We start from the raw sequence: 19,091 nt of genomic DNA on the forward strand, positions 1-19,091 counted from the left end.
GCGCGACGAGTCAGCTCGCCTCGCGCATCGCTTCGGCGGCCTGCAGGTCGACCGATACAAGCTGGCTGACGCCCTGCTCGGCCATGGTCACGCCGAACAGCCGGTTCATGCGGGCCATGGTGATCGGGTTGTGGGTGATTATGACGAAGCGCGTCTCGGTGGTGGCAGCCATTTCGTCCATGAGATTGCAGAAGCGCTCGACATTGTGATCGTCGAGCGGGGCGTCGACTTCATCGAGCACGCAGATCGGCGCCGGATTGGTCAAGAACACCGCGAAGATCAGCGACATCGCCGTCAACGCCTGCTCGCCGCCGGACAACAGCGTCATGGTCTGCGGCTTTTTGCCGGGCGGGCGGGCCAGGATTTCGAGGCCTGCCTCGAGCGGATCGTCGGATTCGATCAGCTGCAACTCCGCCGTGCCGCCGCCGAACAGATGCGAGAACAGCCGCTGGAAATGGCTGTTGACGACGTCGAAGGCGGCAAGCAGCCGCTCACGGCCTTCGCGGTTGAGGCTCTGGATTGCTTGCCTGAGCTTGCGGATCGCCTCGATGATGTCCTCGCGTTCCGACACGATCGCCTCGAGCCGGTCGGAAAGCTCCTTCTGCTCTTCCTCGGCGCGCAGGTTGACGGCGCCCAGCCGTTCGCGCTCGATCTTCAGCCGATCGAGCTGACGCTCGATCTCGGCCATATCAGGCATCGGGCTGTCAGCCTCCAGACCGGTATGGCGGATGACCAGATGCGGCGGCGTGTTCAGCGTCTCTTGGATGCGTGCCTCGACCTCCAGCCGACGTTCGTCGGCCGCGGTCAGCCGCTCTTCGGCGCGAACGCGGGTCTCGCGCGCCTCGGCCAGGAACTGGATGGCGCCGGTGGCGGCCTTGTCCAGTTCGGATTGCCGGTTCTCGGCTTCCTGCAAACGGTCGGCCGCCGCCTTGCGCAAAGTCTCGGCCTCGGTGAGCTGCGACAGCAGCGCGCGCCGCTTGGCGTCGATTTCATCGGGCGCATCCGCCAACCGCTCGCGTTCGGCCTCGGCTTCGGCCTTGCGTTCGCCAAGCGATGCGATCTGTGTCGAGGCGTTTTCAGCCCGCTCCAGCCAGTTGCCGCGCTCGGCGCCAATGGCATCGAGCCGGCGCGCGCGCGCCTCGGCTTCGCGCCGCAGACCCTCGTGCACCGCACGCGCATCGGCAAGCGTGGCGCGGTCGCGGGCAACATTGGCCGAGGACTGTTCGAGCTGCAATTGTAGGTCGCCGAGATCGGGCGCGTCCTGCAGCAGCATTTCCGCCTCGGCGAAGGCCGCCGAGGTCTCCTCATGGCTGTCGACGATGCGCGCACGCGCCTCATCCAGTGCGGCGCGGCGGCTCTGCAATTCGCCGCCGGCCCGTTCGGCCTCAGCCAGCGCATTGCGGGCAGCGTCCAGCCGATGCTGGGCTTCACGACCGGCCTGGCGCGCATTGCGCTCGGCCTCGCTCGCCAGGCGAAGCGCCTGTTCGGCCTGCGCCAACGCTTCTTCGGCCTGACGCAGGACAAGCGTCGCCTGTATCGCCTCGGCATCGAGCTCGGCCAGCCGGTTCTTCTGCGCCAGCCGCTGTGCGGCGGCGGTCGGTGCGTCGGCACTGGCGGTCAAGCCATCCCAGCGCCACAGCGCGCCCTCGCGGCTGACCAGCCGCTGGCCGGGAGCAAGAAGGGCCTGCAGGCGGCGGCCATCGCCTGATACAACGATACCGATCTGCGCCAGGCGGCGGGCGAGCTGTGCCGGGGCGTGAACCACGCTTGCAAGGCTCCTGACGCCCTCGGGCAGAGCCGCGTCGCCGGGCTGGATTCCGCTTTCGCCCCAATGCACCGGCGCGCTGCGGTCGAGCGGCACGTCGAGGTCTTCGCCAAGGGCCGCACCAAGCGCCGTCTCGAAACCGCGCTCGACGCTGATCTGTTCCAGCACGGCGGGGAAAAGGTCGCCGCTGGCGGCATTGAGTATCTTGGCCAGCGTACGCGCTTCCGTCTCGATCCGCGCCAGCTCGGCCCTGGCATCCTGAAGCGGCGGCCGGGCAGCGCTTTCGGTGGCGCGGGCATCGATAACCGACTGTTCGGCCTCCAATACGGCAGCCTCGGCTTCCTCCAGCAGCGCCATGGCCTGTTCGACCAGCACGCGCTTCTCGGCGGGATCCGGCAGGCCGGCGACCTTGGAGAGTATCTCCGACAATTCGCGGTCGACGTCGGCAAGCTGACGCGCGAAGCGGTCGCGGCGCTCGGCGGTGTCGCGCAGCGTCCGTTCGATCTGGTTGCGCGCGGCGGCGGCCTCTGCCCGCTCGGCGGTCAGCGTGGCGAGCTTGGCTTCGCTTTGCGAAAGCGTCGATGCCGCCTGTTCGAAGGCGGCGCGGGTGCTCGCCTCGCGCTCGGCGGCACCGGCATTTTCGGAATTGAGCGTGGCTTCCTCGGTGCGCAGGCGTTCGAGGATGTCCGCATTGTCGCGAACCATGCGCTCCTCACGGGCGATGTCGCCGTCGAGTTGCTGCAGCCGGCGCTCGAGTTCGCTCTGACGGGCACGGATACGGCCGGCTTCCTCCTCGATCTGCGACTTGGCGATCGACAGGCGCTGGAAGGCAGCGGCCGCGGCGGCTTCCGCGTCGCGCAGATCGGGCAGGCGGTGAGCGCCGATGCCTTGCTCGCGGGCGGCGGCCATCTGTGCGGCGGCACGGTCGCCGACAAGTGCCGTGGCAACGGCAAGTGCCGAGCGCGCATCGCCCTCCTGGGTCTTGGCCAGCGTCCAGCGCAGATGCAAGAGCGTTGCTTCGGCCTTGCGGATATCGGCCGACAGGTTCTTGAAGCGGGAGGCCTGGCGCGCCTGGCGCTTCAGGCTTTCGATCTGGCTTTCCAGTTCGCCGACGACGTCGTCCAGCCGTTCGAGGTTCTGCTCGGCCGCCTTCAGCCGCAGTTCTGCCTCGTGGCGGCGGGTGTGCAGGCCGGAAATGCCGGCCGCCTCTTCGAGAAGGGCGCGGCGCGCCTGCGGCTTGGCCTGGATCAGTTCGCCGATACGGCCCTGACCGACCATCGACGGCGAACGCGCGCCGGTCGACTGGTCGGCGAACAGAAGCTGCACGTCCTTGGCGCGCGCTTCCTTGCCATTGATGCGATAAAGCGAGCCCGCCTCGCGCTCGATGCGGCGCGACACCTGCAATTCGTCGGCATCGTTGAAGGCCGCGGGCGCCGAGCGATCACTGTTGTCGAGGAAAAGCGTGACTTCGGCGGTGTTGCGTGCCGGGCGCGTGCCCGAGCCGGAAAAGATGACATCGTCCATGCCGGACGCGCGCATGTTCTTGTAGGAGCTTTCGCCCATCACCCAGCGCAGCGCCTCGACCAGGTTCGACTTGCCGCAGCCATTCGGCCCGACAATGCCGGTCAGTCCGCGTTCGATGACGAACTCGCCGGGCTCGACGAAGGACTTGAAACCGAGGAGGCGAAGGCGCGAAAACTTCATTCGCGCCGCCCATTAAGCGGGTTTGCGCGGTTTTGCAAAAGGAATTCGCGGCACGACAAGAAGCCGCGCACGCCGGAGCGCCGCAGCCTCAGTGCTGACTGGACATCAGAGCAGAGGGTCGATGATGGCCGACATTTCCTCAATCGACATCGCCCCTTTGTAGGTCTTACCGTTGATGAAAAAGGTCGGCGTCGAGTCGACCTTGAATTCATTAGCGCCGCGCTTCTGGACCGATCTCACATCGTCCAGAAGTTTCTGGTCCGTCAAGCAGGCCTCGAAGGACTCCTGTGTAAAACCGGCGAGCTTCGAGATTTGCAGCAGCGCATCCTTGGTGTTCTGAACGCCAACCCAGTTCGCCTGCTGCCTGAACAGGACGTCGACCATAGGGTAATAGTTATCCTTGGCGCAGCGCGCCAGCATGAAACCGGCTTCGGCACTCGGATCGAACGGGAATTCGCGCAGGATGTAGCGCGCCTTGCCGGTGTCGATGTACTTGGTCTTCAGTTCCGGAAAGGTGGTCTCGGCGAAATGCGCGCAGTGTGGGCAGGTCATCGAGGCATATTCGACGATGGTAACCTTGGCGTCGTCCTTGCCAAGCTGCTTGTCGGGCAGCGCACCCGGCTTCATCAGTTCCGCCATATCCACGGTGCCCTGGGCTTCCGGCGCGGTTGCGGCGGCCGGCGTGGCGGGCTTCGCGGGAGTGGCAGGGTTCGCGGGCTTCACATCCGCGGCCTTGGCTTCCTCGCTGGAGTCGCTGCAGGCGGCGAGCAGGGCGACCGCCGGAATGGCGGCCAGCGAAGACAGGACGCTTCTGCGAGACAAGCTTTGGCCGAACGGGGGACGGTTCATACGAATCACCTGACAAGGGTTGGATTTTGCAATGCAAAGGCACGAAAAGGCGAGAGTTGGCGCGAATTAAGGCATCTCCATCCCCAATCCAATCGCGAAACCTGACAAGGGCGATCACGAATGCGAGATATTGACGACAAATCCATGACGTTCTTCAGGGGGTCTATGACTTCCTCTCCCCGATAATGGTCGCGCCAAGTCTTTCCAGCGAGGCGCGCAACTCATCATTGTCGACCAGGCCGACGGTCCCCGACAGTTTCGTCTTCTCGGCCGCCGTCAGCGGCCTGAGGGCCGGTCTGCGCCTTCCCTTGTCGGCTGTCACCGGCTTCTGCAGGATCCGGATGCGGCTGATGGCGGTGAAACCGAGGAAGGCGTTGACCCGGTTGATGATCTCGCCGGTCTCGTGCTGCAGATGAAGCGCCGCCATGCCTTCGCAGGCGATGACCAGCACCGCCGGCTCGAACGGATCGTCCTCATGCATGCGGCGCGGCCACTGGATTTTTTCGGGGCGCGAGTGGCTGGCCAGCCGTGGCCCGGCAATCTCTTCCCATGACTGGACGAGGCCGATCGAAATGCCGGCCCGCTTGCGCAGCACCGGATCGAGGATCTTGGTCGCGAGATCGCTGACCGGGACGGGATTGCCGTAGGGCGTTCTCCCTGCCATGTACGTTCTCCAGCCACAACCTTCATCAGTATCGGCCAAGGCCAATTCCCGATCAATGGCACCAGCAGACCAGACCCGCAAGACCGCATCCCGAGATAGCAGCCCAGTCGCATCTGGAGATAGCGACGATATCGCATACCGCCTGCTCGGCTGGTATGATGTGCATCATCGCGAGCTGCCGTGGAGGATCACGCCACGCGAGCATGCGCGGGGCGTGAGGCCCGATCCCTATCGCATCTGGCTGTCCGAAGTCATGCTGCAGCAGACCACGGTCGAAGCGGTGAAGGCCTATTTCCGGGTTTTCGTCGAGAAGTGGCCTGACGTCGTGGCACTGGCCGCGGCGCCGACCGAGGACGTGATGAAAGCCTGGGCCGGGCTCGGGTACTACTCCCGCGCCCGCAATCTCAAAGCTTGTGCCGATCTGGTGGCCCTGCGTGGCGGCCGGTTCCCCGACACCGAGACGGGGTTGAGAGAACTGCCCGGCATCGGCGCCTATACGTCGGCGGCCATCATGGCAATCGCCTTCGACCGCCCTGCCGCCGTGGTCGATGGCAATGTCGAACGCGTCATCTCCCGGCTGTTTTCGATCACGACGCCGCTGAGCGAGGCCAAGCCGGAAATCCGTGCCTACGTCCAGCGCATGGTGCCAGGGACAAGGCCGGGCGACTTCGCCCAGGCGATGATGGATCTCGGCGCCACGATCTGCACGCCGCGCCGACCGCGCTGCATGCTGTGCCCGCTTAGCGAAGACTGCAGCGCGGTCGTTTCAGGCGATCCCGAGCACTTCCCAGTGCGCCTGCCCAAGGTCGACAAGCCCCTGCGGCGCGGCGCAGCCTTCGTCGCCGTGCGGGGCGACGGTGCCATTCTTCTGCGCAAACGGGCGGAGAAGGGCTTGCTTGGCGGCATGACCGAGGTGCCGACGACAGGCTGGACCGCGCGGATCGATGGGGGCACGACGCAAGCGGCCGCGCCTTTCCCTGCCAACTGGCGGCGTGCCGGCCAGATTGCCCATGTCTTCACGCATTTCGCTCTCGAACTCGAAGTCTTTCACGCCCACATCAAAGGTGATGCGCCGGAGGGGCATTTCTGGTCGCTCGCCCACGAGATTTCCGGCGAGGCGCTGCCCACTGTCATGAAAAAGGCAATCGAGGCTGCGATACCCGGCGCGACGAAAAAGCCGTCGCCACACCATGCAAAGAGGCCCCATGACTGAAATACGCCACATCGTTTTCGACATCGGCAGGGTGCTGATCCACTACGATCCCAACATTCCGTTCAACCGCCTCATTCCGGATGCCGAGGAGAGAAGGTGGTTTTTCGACAATGTCTGCACGCATGACTGGAACATCGAGCAGGACCGCGGCCGGACGTGGGAAGAGGCCGAGGCGCTGCTGATCGCGGACCATCCCGATCACGCGGAAAACATCCGCGGTTTCCGCCGCCACTGGCACGAAATGGTGCCGCACGCCTATGACGACAGCGTCGCCATCATGCTCGGCCTGATCGAGGGCGGCCACGACGTGACCATGCTGACCAACTTCGCCAGCGACACGCTGGCCGAGGCACGCGAGCGCTTCGATTTTCTCGACCGGCCACGCGGCGTGACCATTTCCGGCGAGATCGGCATGATCAAGCCGGATCGCGGCATCTACGATCATCACGTCGCCGCATTCGGCCTCGAACCGGCCGCGACGCTGTTCATCGACGACAGCCAGAAGAATGTAGACGGCGCCAAGGCGGCAGGCTGGCAGTCGGTGCTGTTCACCGATGCGAAGACGCTTCAAGCCGATCTTGAGCGGTACGGCATCGTGACATAATCGTGATCGGCAATGGGCAAGCTGATTCTAACCTTTAACCCGGAATGGTCGATGCTCGACGCCAGTGTCGAGCATGGCCACTTTCGAGGACATGGCGATGCCTATTTTCCGACCGACGAGGTAAGCGAGTTTATTGCGTCGCTGCGGGCCTATCCGCTTAAGCGTTCGAATCTGGCTCTGAGATCGCCCGGCCTGATAAGCATCTCGGTCTTCCCGGCAGACGGAGTCGGTCACCTGTTCGTTCAGATCGAGGTCGCGGAGGAGATCGAGGCCCGTGGCTTTGCGCGTGTGCGACTGCGGACGGACTATGCGCGTCTGTCGCGTTTTGCCAATCAGCTTTCGCTGATGGCGAAAGGCGAGGTCAGCGAAATCATCCTGGAGGAAGACAAGGCCTGATCTCGAGATCAGGCCCCTGCCCGCTCCATGCCAAGCCGTGCGATGCGGCGAAGCTCGTCGATCGGGGTGAGGCCGCCGCTGCGCTCATAGTGCCAGAAGGTCCAGCCGTTGCAGGCATCCAGCCCCTGCACTTCGGCGCCGATCTTGTGGATCGAGCCGGCGCTGTCGCCGATCGCCACCGTGCCATCGGCGCGCACCTTGGCGGCCCAGCGCTTCTTGGCGTCGTAGAGCGTCGCGCCCGGCATCATCAGCCCGGTGTCGATCAGGCTGACGAAGGCAACGCGCGGCTCGGCTCGCTTGCCGGTAAGCACGGTGAGATCCGCACCGTCCAGCGGCCGCACCGCATCGATGCGCTCGTTGGCGGCGTCGATATAGGCCTGCTCACGTTCGATGCCCACGAAATGGCGGCCGAGGCGTTTTGCGACCGCGCCGGTGGTGCCGGAGCCGAAGAAGGGATCGAGCACGATGTCGCCCGGTTTGGTCGAGGCCATCATGATGCGGGCGAGCAGCGCTTCCGGCTTCTGCGTCGGATGCAACTTGTCGCCATTGTCGTTCTTCAGCCGTTCGCCGCCGGTGCAAATCGGAAACAGCCAGTCGGAGCGCATCTGGATGTCGTCGTTGGACGCCTTCATGGCTTCATAGTTGAAGGTATAGCCCTTGCCCTTCTGGTCGCGCGAGGCCCAGATCATCGTCTCATGCGCGTTCTGGAAGCGGCGGCCGCGGAAATTCGGCATCGGATTGGTCTTGCGCCAGACCACGTCGTTGAGGATCCAGAAGCCGAGATCCTGCATCTTGGCGCCGACCCGGAAGATGTTGTGATAGGAGCCGATGACCCAGATGGTGCCGTTGGGCTTCAGGACCCTCCGCGCCGCAAGGAGCCAGGCACGGGTGAAGGCGTCGTAAGCTTCAAAACTCTCGAACTGGTCCCAATCGTCGTCGACGGCATCGACCTTGGACTGATCGGGGCGGTGCAGGTCGCCGTCGAGTTGCAGATTGTAGGGCGGATCGGCGAAGATGACGTCGATCGACTTTTCGGGCAGCCGGTCGAGCGCGGCGACGCAGTCGCCCTTGAGGATCGTGTCCAGCCATTCGGATTGCTGGGGGGCATGGGATAGCTCGTCGAGAAGACGCACGGCAGACATTCTGACACCCAAGGCACGCGTTACAGTTTACTCTCCGTTATGGTTACCGATCAGCGTAAATATTCGGTGAAGACTGCAGAGTTTGCGAACGGTGCCCTGTTGGTGTATGCCGCGCCGCCTGAGCCTCCCGAGGCCCCCTTCATCCTCCCATTGTCCGGATCACCATGCCCCAGCCAGACCTTGTCATCTTCGATTGCGACGGCGTGCTCGTCGATTCCGAAATCATCGCCGCTCGCGTCGAGGCGGAGCTGCTTACCCTAGCCGGGTACGAAATCTCCGCGGAAGAACTCGCCGAGACCTACGCTGGTCTGACGTTCAAGGACATCATGATGCGGGTCGAGGAGAAGTCCAGCATCCCGTTCCAGGTATCGTTGATCGACCGCGCCGAAGAACTGGTCGACCGTAAATTGCGCAGCGACGTACGTGCCATCGATGGCGCGCGCGAGGCAGTCGCCGCGGTGACCATGCAGCGTTGCATCTGTTCCAATTCACGCTCGGAGCGGATCGAATTCATGCTGGAGAAGGTTCACCTGATGCCCTTCTTCAAGGACCGCATTTTTTCCGCGATGGAAACACCGACCGGAAAAACCAAGCCTGCCCCAGACGTGTTCCTGTTCGCGGCGGAGAAACTCAACGCAAACCCGTCGAACACCTTCGTTATCGAGGATTCCGTGCACGGCGTCCACGGCGCCAGGGCGGCCGGCATGCGGGTGATCGGCTTCACCGGCGCCACCCATAGCTATCCCGGCCATGCCGACGCGCTGACCGAGGCCGGCGCCGAAACGGTGATCCGCCGATGGGCGGAGCTGAAAAGCGTGGTCGCGGCGCTGTCGGAGTGGTCGGACGCCTGAGAAGCGTGCGCCGCGACGCACGCCTCGTGCAACTGCCGCGATCAAGTCTAGTTCGTCGCGGCAGCTCTCTTCCTGTGGGTCTTCTTCGGCTTGTCCGTCGTTGCCTTCGGCGCGTTTTCATCATAGCCGGCAAAGGCCTGATAGTCCTGCGCCGTCGGCTCGGGCACGACGACATTGGAATCGGTGAAGACGAACTGGGTGGCGACCGAGGGGTCGGTGACCTGGACCTGATATTGGTGAAGCTGCGAGTAAAGGACCTCGGTGCCATGCATCACGGCGGTGCGGATCGGCATGGTGATGGTGCCGGGCGAGAATTTCGGTCCCGGCACGATTTTGCCGGCGACCGCGATCTTCATCGTCAACTGGCCGTTGGCACGGCTGCAGTCGCGTGTCACGTCGCTGACCGATGCCTGGTAGATGATGTTCGCCGACTCGTCGGGCGGAGTAGCAGCGGCGGCGTCGGCCTCAGCCTGGGCCGCAGCGTCCTGCGCGGCGTCTCCCGTCTTCTTGAGCCTGGGCTTGGGCTTCTGGGCGTCCTTGGAATAGGTGTTGTAGAATGCCGTGCCGTCTCGCACCGTCACCCTCGGACAATAGGCCTGCAGCTGGCTGGCCAGTATCTTGGGGTCCTGTGGCGGCGGTGGCGCGGTTGGATCCTTCTTGCCGATGCCGAGGTTCAGGATGCCATTGTCGCCCGATTGGCAGCCGGCGGCGGCAAGCATAAAGCCGGTGAGCGCAAGACCCGCCAAAAAGCGACCACTGAATGTACGAAACGCCATGAAACTGCACTTCCCTCTCGCAAAGCTGGTGACGTATATCAACCGCGCGGCAAAAATGCGACTGAGCCAGCGCGGAAATTAACCACCTTGCGGTGGACGGAAAAGCCAAGCAGTAACGGATTTGTGACATGCAATATGTGAGTACCCGCGGGGAAGCCCCCGTTCTTGGATTTTCCGACGCCGTGCTGGCTGGCCTGGCGCGCGACGGCGGGCTCTATGTGCCGCGCGAGTGGCCGCAGTTTTCCGCGGCCGATATCCGCGCCATGCGCGGCCTTGCCTATCCCGATCTTGCCATCCGCGTGCTGTCGCCGTTTCTCGGCGACGAAATCCCCGCACCCGTCTTCGAACGCCTGGTGCGCGAAGCCTATGCCACCTTCCGCCACGAGGCCGTCTGCCCGCTGGTGCAAACCGGCCCCAACACCTTCATCCTGGAGCTCTTCCACGGGCCGACGCTCGCCTTCAAGGACGTGGCGATGCAGCTTCTGGCCCGGCTGATGGACCATGTGCTTACCGAACGCGATCAGCACGCCACCATCGTCGGCGCCACCTCGGGCGATACCGGCGGGGCGGCAATCGATGCGTTTGCCGGGCGCAGCCGCACCGACATCTTCATCCTTTTCCCGCACGGTCGCGTCTCGCCGGTGCAGCAGCGGCAGATGACGACATCGACGGCTGAAAACGTCCACGCGCTGGCGATCGAAGGCAATTTCGACGATTGCCAGGGCCTGCTCAAGGACATGTTCAACGATCATGGCTTTCGCGACCGGGTTGCGCTTTCTGGCGTCAATTCGATCAACTGGGCCCGCATCATGGCCCAGATCGTCTATTATTTCTCCTCGGCGCTGTCGCTCGGCGCGCCGGACAGGCCGGTCTCCTTCACCGTGCCGACCGGCAATTTCGGCGATATCTTCGCCGGCTACGCAGCCAAGAAGATGGGCCTGCCGATCGAACGGCTGGTCATCGCCACCAACGACAACGACATCCTGGCGCGGACCTTCGCGACCGGCGAATACCGCACCAAAGGCGTCTTTGCGACCACCTCGCCGTCGATGGACATCCAGGTGTCGTCCAATTTCGAACGCTTGCTGTTCGAGGCCTCAGGCCGCGACGCCGCGACCGTGCGACGCTACATGGACGGCCTGAAGCAGTCCGGCGCTTTCACCATCGAACCCCAGCAAATCGCCGGGATGCGGTCCGAATTCGATGCCGGCCGCGCTGATATGGACGAGGTCGCCGCCACCATCCGCTCGACGCTCGCGGCCAGCAACTACCTGCTTGATCCGCACACCGCGGCAGCCGTGCATGTCGCGGCGGGCAAGGCGTCAGGCGCCGTGCCGATGGTGGTGCTGGGCACCGCCCACCCGGCAAAGTTTCCGGCCGCCGTCGAAGCAGCCAGCGGCGTGTCGCCCGCACTGCCCGCATGGCTAGGTGGGTTGATGACGTCGGAGGAAAAATACACGGTACTTCCATCCGACCTGAAAATGGTGGAAGATTACGTCGGCCGCCGTGCACGGGCGGCGCGTTAGGGAGTAGTAGCCATATGGGTGTTGAGGTAAGCCGTCTGTCGAACGGCCTGACAGTCGCCACCGAAACCCTTCAAAGCATCGAATCGGTTGCCCTTGGAGCCTGGGTCAAGTCGGGTGCCCGCAATGAACGTGACGACGAGCATGGCATGGCCCATCTGCTCGAGCATATGGCGTTCAAGGGTACGAAAAGGCGAAGCGCCTTCGAAATAGCCTCGGAGATCGAGGACGTCGGCGGCGAGATCAACGCCGCCACCAGCGTCGAGACCACCTCCTACTATGCCAGGGTGCTCTCCGACGATGTGCCGCTGGCCGTCGACATTCTTGCCGACATCCTGCAGGAGTCCGAGTTCGACCCACAGGAACTCGAACGCGAGCAGCATGTGATCCTGCAGGAGATCGGCGCCGCGCACGACACGCCCGACGACATCGTCTTCGACCGCTTCACCGAGACGGCGTTTCGCCACCAGACCATCGGCCGCTCGATCCTTGGCACGCCGGAAACCGTCAAATCCTTCACCTCGAAGCAGTTGCACGATTTCATCGAACGGCAATATGGCGCCGAGCGGATGGTGATCGTCGCTGCCGGCGACATCAAGCACGATAATTTCGTGCGCGAGGTCGAAAAGCAGCTCGGCGGCTTCCGCAGCAAGGCCGACAGCACCATCCCGCAATATGCGCAATATGTCGGCGGCGACTTCCGCGAGGATCGCGACCTGATGGATGCGCAGATCGTGCTGGGGTTCGAAGGCCGCGCCTATCATGTGCGCGACTTCTACGCCTCGCAGGTGCTGTCGATGATCCTCGGCGGCGGCATGTCGTCGCGCCTGTTCCAGGAGGTCCGCGAAAAACGCGGCCTGTGCTATTCGGTCTATGCCTTCCATTGGGGCTTTTCCGACACGGGCGTCTTCGGCGTCCATGCCGCCACCGGCCAGAGCGACATCGCCGAACTGGTGCCTGTCATCATCGACGAACTGCAGAAGGCCGGCGAGAAAATCCTGCAGGAAGAACTCGACCGTGCGCGTGCCCAGTATCGCGCCGGGCTGATCATGTCCGCCGAAAGCCCGGCCAGCCGGGCTTCGCAGATCGCACGGCAACTGCTTCTGTTTGGCCGGCCGATCGCCAAGGAGGAACTGATGGAACGGCTGGCGGCGCTGACGATCGAGCGGCTGACCGATCTGTCGTCGCGATTGTTCTCGACCAAGCCGACGCTTACCGCTGTCGGGCCTGTGGGCACACTGGCGCCATACGAAACGATCCTCGAATCGCTCGCAGGCACGCAGACCACGGCCCGCAAGCTCGCCGTCTAAGCCCCTCAAAGCGCCATGTTCGCGCTCCCTTTCTTCCGCCGTGATCTGCCGGCGCTGAAAGGCGACCGCGTCACGCTACGCGTACCATTCACCAATGTTTCCCGCGTGTGGGCGGCGGGGCGCGGCCAAACCCGCGCCTTCCTCGAACCTTGGGAGCCCCGCTGGACTCCCGACGAACTCGACCGCAACGCATGGCGGCTGCGCATCAGCCGCTATCGGGAAGACTATGCGCAAGGGACGGCCATCGCCTTCTTCATTTTCGAAAGGAGCAGCGGCAAACTGGCGGGCGGCATCACGCTCGGCAACATACGCCATGGCGTCTCGCAAAGCGGCCATGTCGGCTACTGGATCGGCGAGCGCTTTGGCGGCCGCGGCTTGATGACCGACGCGGTCAAGGTGGTGACCCGCTTCGCCTTCGATACGCTGAGGTTGCACCGGATCGAAGCGGCCTGTATTCCCGACAACGCCCGGTCGATCCGCGTGCTTGAAAAAGCCGGATTCCGGCGCGAAGGACTTCTGCGATCCTATCTCAGGATCAACGGCATCTGGCAGGACCACTACCTCTACGCCCGGATCGCGGACGATCCGCCGGGCGTTGGAACGAAGGACTGATTTTGACGAATTTCCTGCGAAACGGGCCGCTGTTCGCCTTTGTCCTCGCGACAATCCTGACGCTGTGCGCGGCGACCTCGGCCTTCGCCGTCGAACCGATCAAGATTGCCCGCGATGACGTCGCGCTCGACCTTTCCGGTGCCGTCGAGATCTACCGGAACCAGGGCGAGAATTTCCAGGTGTCGACGGCGCCCGGACCGGACGGCATCGTGCGGCGCATCGAGGTCGAGGCCAATGACGCGCGTTCGACCGGCGACTGGGCGGTGTTCGCGCTGGCCAACACCACCGACCAGCAGCTCGACAGGCTGATCGTCGCACCGCATTTCCGCCTGGTGAATTCGGGCATCTTCTGGCCGGATCTCGGCTCGACCCGCATCGCCGCCATCACGCCTAGCGAAGGCTTCGCGCTCGACCGCCAGACCAGCCCCGACGCCGACGTGTTCCGGGTGACGCTGAACCCCGGCACGGTCATCACCTTCATCGCCGAGTTGGCCTCGCCGAAGCTGCCGCAGGTTTACCTGTGGGATCCGGAATCCTACAAGGACTCGGTCAATTCCTACACGCTGTTTCGCGGCATCGTCATCGGCATCGCCGGCCTGCTGGCGCTGTTCCTGACCATCCTTTTCGTGGTCAAGGGAACCTCGATGTTCCCGGCGACCGCGGCGCTTGCCTGGGCGGTGCTGGCCTATATCTGCGTCGATTTCGGCTTCCTCAACAAGATCATCGAAATCTCGCCCGGCAACGAGCAGATGTGGCGGGCGGGAACGGAGGTGGCGCTGGCGGGAACCTTCGTGGTGTTCCTGTTCGCCTACCTCAACCTCAACCGATGGCACGGCCATTTCAGCTACGGTGCATTGGTCTGGATCCTCGGACTGGTGCTGATCGCCGGCGTCGCCATCGTCGACCCGGCGGTCGCCGCCGGCATTGCCAGGCTGTCTTTCGCCGCCACCGCGCTGACCGGGCTCGGCCTGATCATCTTCCTTGGCATACGCGGCTACGACCGCGCCATCATGCTGGTGCCCAGTTGGGTCATGGTGCTGTTGTGGCTGTGCGGATCGTGGATGGCGATCACCGGCATGCTCGACAACGATATCGCCCAGCCCGCCTTGGGCGGCGGGCTGATCCTGATCATCCTTCTGATCGGTTTCACCGTCATGCAGCATGCCTTTGCCGGCGGCGCGCTGCATCAGGGCCTGTTTTCCGACCTCGAGCGGCAGGCGCTAGCCGTGGCCGGATCGGGCGACACGGTTTGGGACTGGGACGTGCTGCGCGACCGCGTCGTCACCAAGCCCGATGTCAGCATCCAGCTCGGCCTGGCGCCCAACAGCCTCGGTGGTGCCGCACGCAACTGGCTGCCGGTGCTGCATGCCGACGACCGCGACACGTTCCGCACGACACTCGACGTGGTGCTCGAACACCGGCGCGGCCGGGTGTCACAGAACTTCCGACTGCGCGGCGCCGACGGCCATTATCACTGGTTTTCGCTGCGCGCGCGCCCGGTAATCGGATCGGACGGCGAGGTCATTCGCTGCGTCGGCACCATGGTCGACGTGACCGAGCAGAAGAAATCCGAGGAGCGGCTGCTGCACGATGCCGTGCACGACAATCTGACCGGCCTGCCGAACCGCGAATTGCTGATGAACCGGCTGGAAGCAATCATCTCGATCGCCCGTACCGAAGAGAAAGTGCGCCCGACCGTCTTCGTCATCGACATCGACCGTTTCAAGCAGGTCAATGACGGTCTCGGCATCTCGGCCGGAGATACCATCCTTTTGACCATCGCACGCCGTCTGCACCGGCTGCTCAAGCCGAAGGATTCACTGTCGCGCTTTGCCGGCGACCAGTTCGCGCTGATGCTTTTGTCCGAACAGGACCCGGCCCGCATCGCGGCCGTCGCGGACGCCATCAAGCATGCCATCAACAACCCGATCACCTTTGCCAAGCGCGAGATCGTGCTGACGGCCTCGATCGGACTGATCACCTGGAACTCGCCGCAAATGTCGGCCGAGGACATGGTCAAGGATGCCGAGTTGGCCATGCATCAGGCCAAGCGCTTCGGCGGCGATCGGATCGAGCCGTTCCGCCCGGCCTTCCGCACCGTCGGCACCGATCGGCTGCAGTTCGAATCCGACCTGCGGCGCGCCATCGAGCGGCGCGAATTCACGCTCGCCTACCAGCCGATCGTGCGGCTGGAGGATGGCAGCATCGCCGGCTTCGAGGCCCTGCTGCGCTGGGACCATCCGCGCCGCGGCATGATCCCGCCGGCGGATTTCATCCCGGTCGCCGAGAGCTGCGGGCTGATCGTGCAGCTTGGCCTGTTCGCCATGCAGCAGGCGGCGGAAGACCTCGCCGGCTGGCAAAAACAGATCGGCGACGCGCCGCTGTCGGTTTCGGTCAACCTGTCCAGCCGCCAGCTGATCCGCCGCGACCTGGTCAGCGACGTGCGCTCGGTCATCGCGCGCGCCAATCTGAAGCCGCGCTGCTTCCGGCTCGAACTCACCGAATCGCTTGTCATGGACAATCCCGAGCAGACCGCTCATGTGCTGACCAAGCTGAAGCAGCTCGGCATCGGCCTGTCGCTGGACGACTTCGGCACCGGCTATTCGTCATTGGCCTATCTGACGCGTTTCCCCTTCGACACCATCAAGATCGACAAGAGCTTCGTCGACGACAACACGCCGAAGCGCGCGGTGCTGCTCAAATCGATGGTCAACATGGCGCATGAACTTGGCCTGTCCGTCGTCGCCGAGGGCATTTCGGACGAAAGCGATGCGCTGGAATTGCGCCAGATGGGCTGCGAATATGTTCAGAGCTTCATGTTCGGCGCGCCGATGCCGGGCGACCAGGTGCTGAAGACCCTGAAGGAGCAATATCCGCTGACGCAGGCGTGAGAAGCTTAGGCGTGTCCGGCGGCGAGGCTGAGATGGGCGAGATCGATGCCGATCGCGGCGAGAATCCGGTCGTATTTGCGCTCGATGTCGGTGTCGAACAGAAGCTCGGCATTGGCCGGGCAGGTCAGCCAGCCATTCTCGGCGATCTCGGTCTCCAACTGGCCGGCGCCCCAGCCGGAATAGCCGAGCGCCATCAGCGCGTGACGAGGGCCGCGCCCAGACGATATGGCGCGCAATATGTCGACGGTCGCGGTCAGGCAGATGTCGTCCGAAACGGTCAGCGAGGATTCCACCCGGTAGTCGCCCGAATGCAGGACGAAGCCCCGGCTGCGATCCACGGGGCCGCCATTGCGCACGACGAAGTCGCGCGCCTGCGCCGGCAGGCGGATCGCCTCCTGTTCGTTCATGATGCCCAGTTGCACGAGCAGGTCCGGAAACAGCATCTGCTGTGTCTGGTTGATGATCAGCCCCATGGCGCCTTCATCGGAGTGCGCACAGATATAGACTACCGAGCGCGTGAAACGGTCGTCCTTCATGCCGGGCATGGCAATCAGGAACTGATCGTCGAGAAAGCCGCGGCTGGCGGCCGTCTTCTTGTGGCGCAACAAGTCCATGGAAGGGAGCGTAACGCGTTTCCAAAGCGCCGAAAAGATGCACTGTGCGCGATTCGACCAAAGCTCATGCCGCCGGCTCGAGCATTTCTCCCCTCAAGGTCACGCAAATATGATACCGGCAAGGTCATGAGATCATTGCGCGGCCACGAACGGACGATCAAATCACCGCCATGCAAAGCTTGAAAATCCTGCTGCTCGGCGCCGCCATCGGCTCGGCAACCGCTCTTCCCGCCGCCGCCTCCTCATCGGCATGGTACAGCAGCGAAGGCGGTAAGGTCCGGCTGGTGACTTCAGGCCCACCCGACGACGCCGGCCGCATCCAGGGCGTTCTCGACATAGCGCTCAAGCCCGGCTGGAAGACCTACTGGCGCGATCCGGGCGACGCGGGCGTGCCGCCGCAGCTCGACATTTCCGCCAGCACCAACATCGCCGACGCCGCTCTGTCGTTTCCTGCTCCCCAGCGCCACGACGACGGCTATGGCAAATGGGCAGGCTATAATTATCCGGTTTCGCTGCCCGTGACATTCACGCTGGCCACGCCGAACCAGCAGGCGGTGATCGATGCCGACATCTTTCTCGGTATTTGCGAAACGATCTGCATCCCGGTGCAGACGCGGCTGACCGTTGATCCTGCCTCCGACCCGGACAACGCCGAGGACGCGGCGCTGGTGAAGGCAAGTTTTTCGGCATTGCCGGTGCCCGCAAGGGCCGATTTCGGCATCAAAGTCCTGCCGAGCGACCACGAAACGCTGATTGTCGAGGCTAATCTTCCCGGCGATCCGGAGGCGGCGGATTTCTTCGTTGCCGGCGAGCGGGATTACATGTTCGGCGCCCCAGCGCGCAGCGAAAAGGACGGCAAGCTGATTTTCACCGTGCCGATCCTCAATCGCCCGTCGACGACGCCGACGGATGGCGGGCTTCACTACACGCTGACGAGTTCGGCGGGCGCGGTCGAAGGGCTTCTGCCTTTCCCTTGATCCAGCCTGCCCGAACGGTTGCAGGAAGCCGTTGAGTTCGCTACGCAAAGACACCCTTCCCGATTTTCCCAAGCGAGGAATTCATGACCATTTCCGTTGGCGATAAGCTGCCTGACGTGACCTTCAAGACGATGACCGCCGATGGCGCCAAGCCGATTACCGGAGCCGAGATATTCTCCGGCAAGAAGGTGGTGCTGTTTGGGGTTCCCGGCGCCTTCACGCCGACCTGCAGCAACAACCATTTGCCGGGCTATCTCGAAAACCATGACGCTATCCTGGCGCGCGGTGTCGACACCATCGCCGTCGTTTCGGTGAACGATGCGCACGTCATGGGCGCCTGGGCGCGCTTCACCGGCGGTGAGGGCAAGATCCTGTTCCTCGCCGATGGCGGTGGCGATTTCGCCAAGGCGACCGGCCTCGATTACATCAGCAACGATATGGGGCTGCGCTCGAGGCGCTTCTCAATGGTCATCGACGATGGCAAGGTCACCGCGCTCAATGTCGAGACCAAGCCCGGTGTCGACGAGTCCGGCGCGGCTCATATTCTGGGACAGCTCTGAACTTCAGCGAGGCGTCGGGCGTGGGACCGCAACCACGATCGCGCCTGTAGTCCAGGGTTTGCCTCTGGGGGGATCTTAGCGATGTTTGACATCTTCTGGCGAGCTATCGCGATTGGCATCGGCGCCACCGTGGCAATGGACCTGTGGGCCATCTTCCTCCACAAGGCATTCGGCCAGCCACGGCCGAACTGGGGGCCGGTCGGGCGCTGGGTCTGGCATCTCCGCGACAAAGTCTTCCACGACGATATCGGCGATGCAGCACCTTACGCGCATGAGAAGGCGCTGGGCTGGGCCTTCCACTATTTTGTCGGCATCGTCTACGGCATCATGCTGGTGGTGCTGGCCGGAGCGGGCTGGCTTGCAGCGCCGACCTTCCTGCCAGCCTTTATCCTCGGCATCGTCACCGTCGGCGTCGGCTGGTTCCTGCTGGCGCCCGGCCTGGGCGCCGGCTGGGCGGCCTCGAAGCGGCCCAATCCGATGCAAATCCGTGCCCTCAATTTGGTATCGCACACGGTGTTCGCGCTCGGGCTTTGGGGCACGGCACTGCTGATCCGTTAGAGCGGGATGAAATTACGGTGAGTCGATAAGGGATTCCCAAATCGATTGGAATTTGATTGAACTAAACCGCTGCCGCGGTAGC

The 19,091-nt window shown here is 63.8% G+C and carries 17 protein-coding genes; 11 read left to right on the top strand and 6 right to left on the bottom strand.

Annotated elements, in window-relative coordinates:
• Positions 1-10 precede the first annotated feature (10 nt).
• From smc to NKG99_RS14855, 3 genes are all read right to left on the bottom strand, one after another.
• The gene (gene smc, locus NKG99_RS14845) at positions 11-3,469 is read right to left on the bottom strand and encodes a chromosome segregation protein SMC (protein ID WP_352868818.1); all 3,459 of its coding nucleotides are present in this window, start codon (positions 3,467-3,469) and stop codon (positions 11-13) included.
• A 105-nt stretch (positions 3,470-3,574) separates the two neighbouring features.
• Positions 3,575-4,318: a DsbA family protein gene (locus NKG99_RS14850; RefSeq protein WP_352868820.1), complete on the bottom strand. Its 744-nt coding sequence runs from the start codon at positions 4,316-4,318 to the stop codon at positions 3,575-3,577.
• Positions 4,319-4,481: 163 nt separating this feature from the next.
• Complete coding sequence (locus tag NKG99_RS14855) at positions 4,482-4,982, bottom strand: DUF721 domain-containing protein (protein ID WP_352868822.1); 501 nt, start codon at positions 4,980-4,982, stop codon at positions 4,482-4,484.
• Positions 4,983-5,037: 55 nt separating this feature from the next.
• Here NKG99_RS14855 and mutY point away from each other — a divergent pair, with 55 nt between their 5' ends.
• From mutY to NKG99_RS14870, 3 genes are read left to right on the top strand one after another with little or no spacing between them, the layout of a single operon-like run.
• On the top strand, positions 5,038-6,195 hold the full coding sequence (gene mutY, locus NKG99_RS14860; RefSeq protein ID WP_352868825.1) for an A/G-specific adenine glycosylase: 1,158 nt from the start codon (positions 5,038-5,040) through the stop codon (positions 6,193-6,195).
• A complete protein-coding gene (locus tag NKG99_RS14865; RefSeq protein WP_352868828.1) occupies positions 6,188-6,799 on the top strand; it encodes an HAD family hydrolase in 612 nt (203 codons plus the stop codon). Before mutY ends, NKG99_RS14865 begins: the two co-directional genes overlap by 8 nt.
• A 12-nt stretch (positions 6,800-6,811) precedes the next feature.
• Positions 6,812-7,195: a WapI family immunity protein gene (locus tag NKG99_RS14870; RefSeq protein WP_352868830.1), complete on the top strand. Its 384-nt coding sequence runs from the start codon at positions 6,812-6,814 to the stop codon at positions 7,193-7,195.
• An 8-nt stretch (positions 7,196-7,203) separates the two neighbouring features.
• Here the strand turns inward: NKG99_RS14870 and NKG99_RS14875 are convergent, their stop codons facing one another.
• On the bottom strand, positions 7,204-8,337 hold the full coding sequence (locus NKG99_RS14875; protein WP_126068412.1) for a site-specific DNA-methyltransferase: 1,134 nt from the start codon (positions 8,335-8,337) through the stop codon (positions 7,204-7,206).
• Between the two features lie 164 nt (positions 8,338-8,501).
• On the opposite strand from NKG99_RS14875, the gene NKG99_RS14880 reads away from it, so the two are divergent.
• On the top strand, positions 8,502-9,188 hold the full coding sequence (locus NKG99_RS14880; protein WP_352868833.1) for an HAD family hydrolase: 687 nt from the start codon (positions 8,502-8,504) through the stop codon (positions 9,186-9,188).
• Positions 9,189-9,235: 47 nt separating this feature from the next.
• On the opposite strand, the gene NKG99_RS14885 is transcribed toward NKG99_RS14880, so the two are convergent.
• The gene (locus NKG99_RS14885) at positions 9,236-9,964 is read right to left on the bottom strand and encodes a hypothetical protein (RefSeq protein ID WP_352868835.1); all 729 of its coding nucleotides are present in this window, start codon (positions 9,962-9,964) and stop codon (positions 9,236-9,238) included.
• A gap of 128 nt (positions 9,965-10,092) precedes the next feature.
• Here NKG99_RS14885 and thrC point away from each other — a divergent pair, with 128 nt between their 5' ends.
• From thrC to NKG99_RS14905, 4 genes are read left to right on the top strand one after another with little or no spacing between them, the layout of a single operon-like run.
• On the top strand, positions 10,093-11,490 hold the full coding sequence (gene thrC / locus NKG99_RS14890; protein WP_352868838.1) for a threonine synthase: 1,398 nt from the start codon (positions 10,093-10,095) through the stop codon (positions 11,488-11,490).
• Between the two features lie 14 nt (positions 11,491-11,504).
• The gene (locus NKG99_RS14895; RefSeq protein WP_352868840.1) at positions 11,505-12,797 is read left to right on the top strand and encodes a M16 family metallopeptidase; all 1,293 of its coding nucleotides are present in this window, start codon (positions 11,505-11,507) and stop codon (positions 12,795-12,797) included.
• 15 nt (positions 12,798-12,812) lie between these two features.
• The gene (locus tag NKG99_RS14900; RefSeq protein ID WP_352868842.1) at positions 12,813-13,409 is read left to right on the top strand and encodes a GNAT family N-acetyltransferase; all 597 of its coding nucleotides are present in this window, start codon (positions 12,813-12,815) and stop codon (positions 13,407-13,409) included.
• A 2-nt stretch (positions 13,410-13,411) separates the two neighbouring features.
• On the top strand, positions 13,412-16,300 hold the full coding sequence (locus NKG99_RS14905) for an EAL domain-containing protein (RefSeq protein ID WP_352868843.1): 2,889 nt from the start codon (positions 13,412-13,414) through the stop codon (positions 16,298-16,300).
• A gap of 5 nt (positions 16,301-16,305) precedes the next feature.
• Here the strand turns inward: NKG99_RS14905 and NKG99_RS14910 are convergent, their stop codons facing one another.
• On the bottom strand, positions 16,306-16,914 hold the full coding sequence (locus tag NKG99_RS14910) for a YqgE/AlgH family protein (RefSeq protein ID WP_352868845.1): 609 nt from the start codon (positions 16,912-16,914) through the stop codon (positions 16,306-16,308).
• A 170-nt stretch (positions 16,915-17,084) separates the two neighbouring features.
• Between NKG99_RS14910 and NKG99_RS14915 the strand changes: the two genes are divergently transcribed.
• The 3 genes from NKG99_RS14915 (at position 17,085) to NKG99_RS14925 (ending at position 19,009) form a co-directional block, all read left to right on the top strand.
• Positions 17,085-17,891: a protein-disulfide reductase DsbD domain-containing protein gene (locus tag NKG99_RS14915; protein WP_352868848.1), complete on the top strand. Its 807-nt coding sequence runs from the start codon at positions 17,085-17,087 to the stop codon at positions 17,889-17,891.
• Between the two features lie 83 nt (positions 17,892-17,974).
• Positions 17,975-18,451 (top strand): peroxiredoxin, encoded by a 477-nt coding sequence (locus tag NKG99_RS14920; RefSeq protein ID WP_352868851.1) that lies wholly within the window; start codon positions 17,975-17,977, stop codon positions 18,449-18,451.
• Between the two features lie 81 nt (positions 18,452-18,532).
• Positions 18,533-19,009 carry a DUF2938 domain-containing protein gene (locus NKG99_RS14925; protein ID WP_352868854.1) on the top strand — a complete coding sequence of 159 codons (477 nt, stop codon included), beginning with the start codon at positions 18,533-18,535 and terminating at the stop codon, positions 19,007-19,009.
• Positions 19,010-19,091 lie beyond the last annotated feature (82 nt).

The sequence above is a fragment of the Mesorhizobium sp. M1409 genome (assembly GCF_040317535.1).
Classification (GTDB): domain Bacteria; phylum Pseudomonadota; class Alphaproteobacteria; order Rhizobiales; family Rhizobiaceae; genus Mesorhizobium.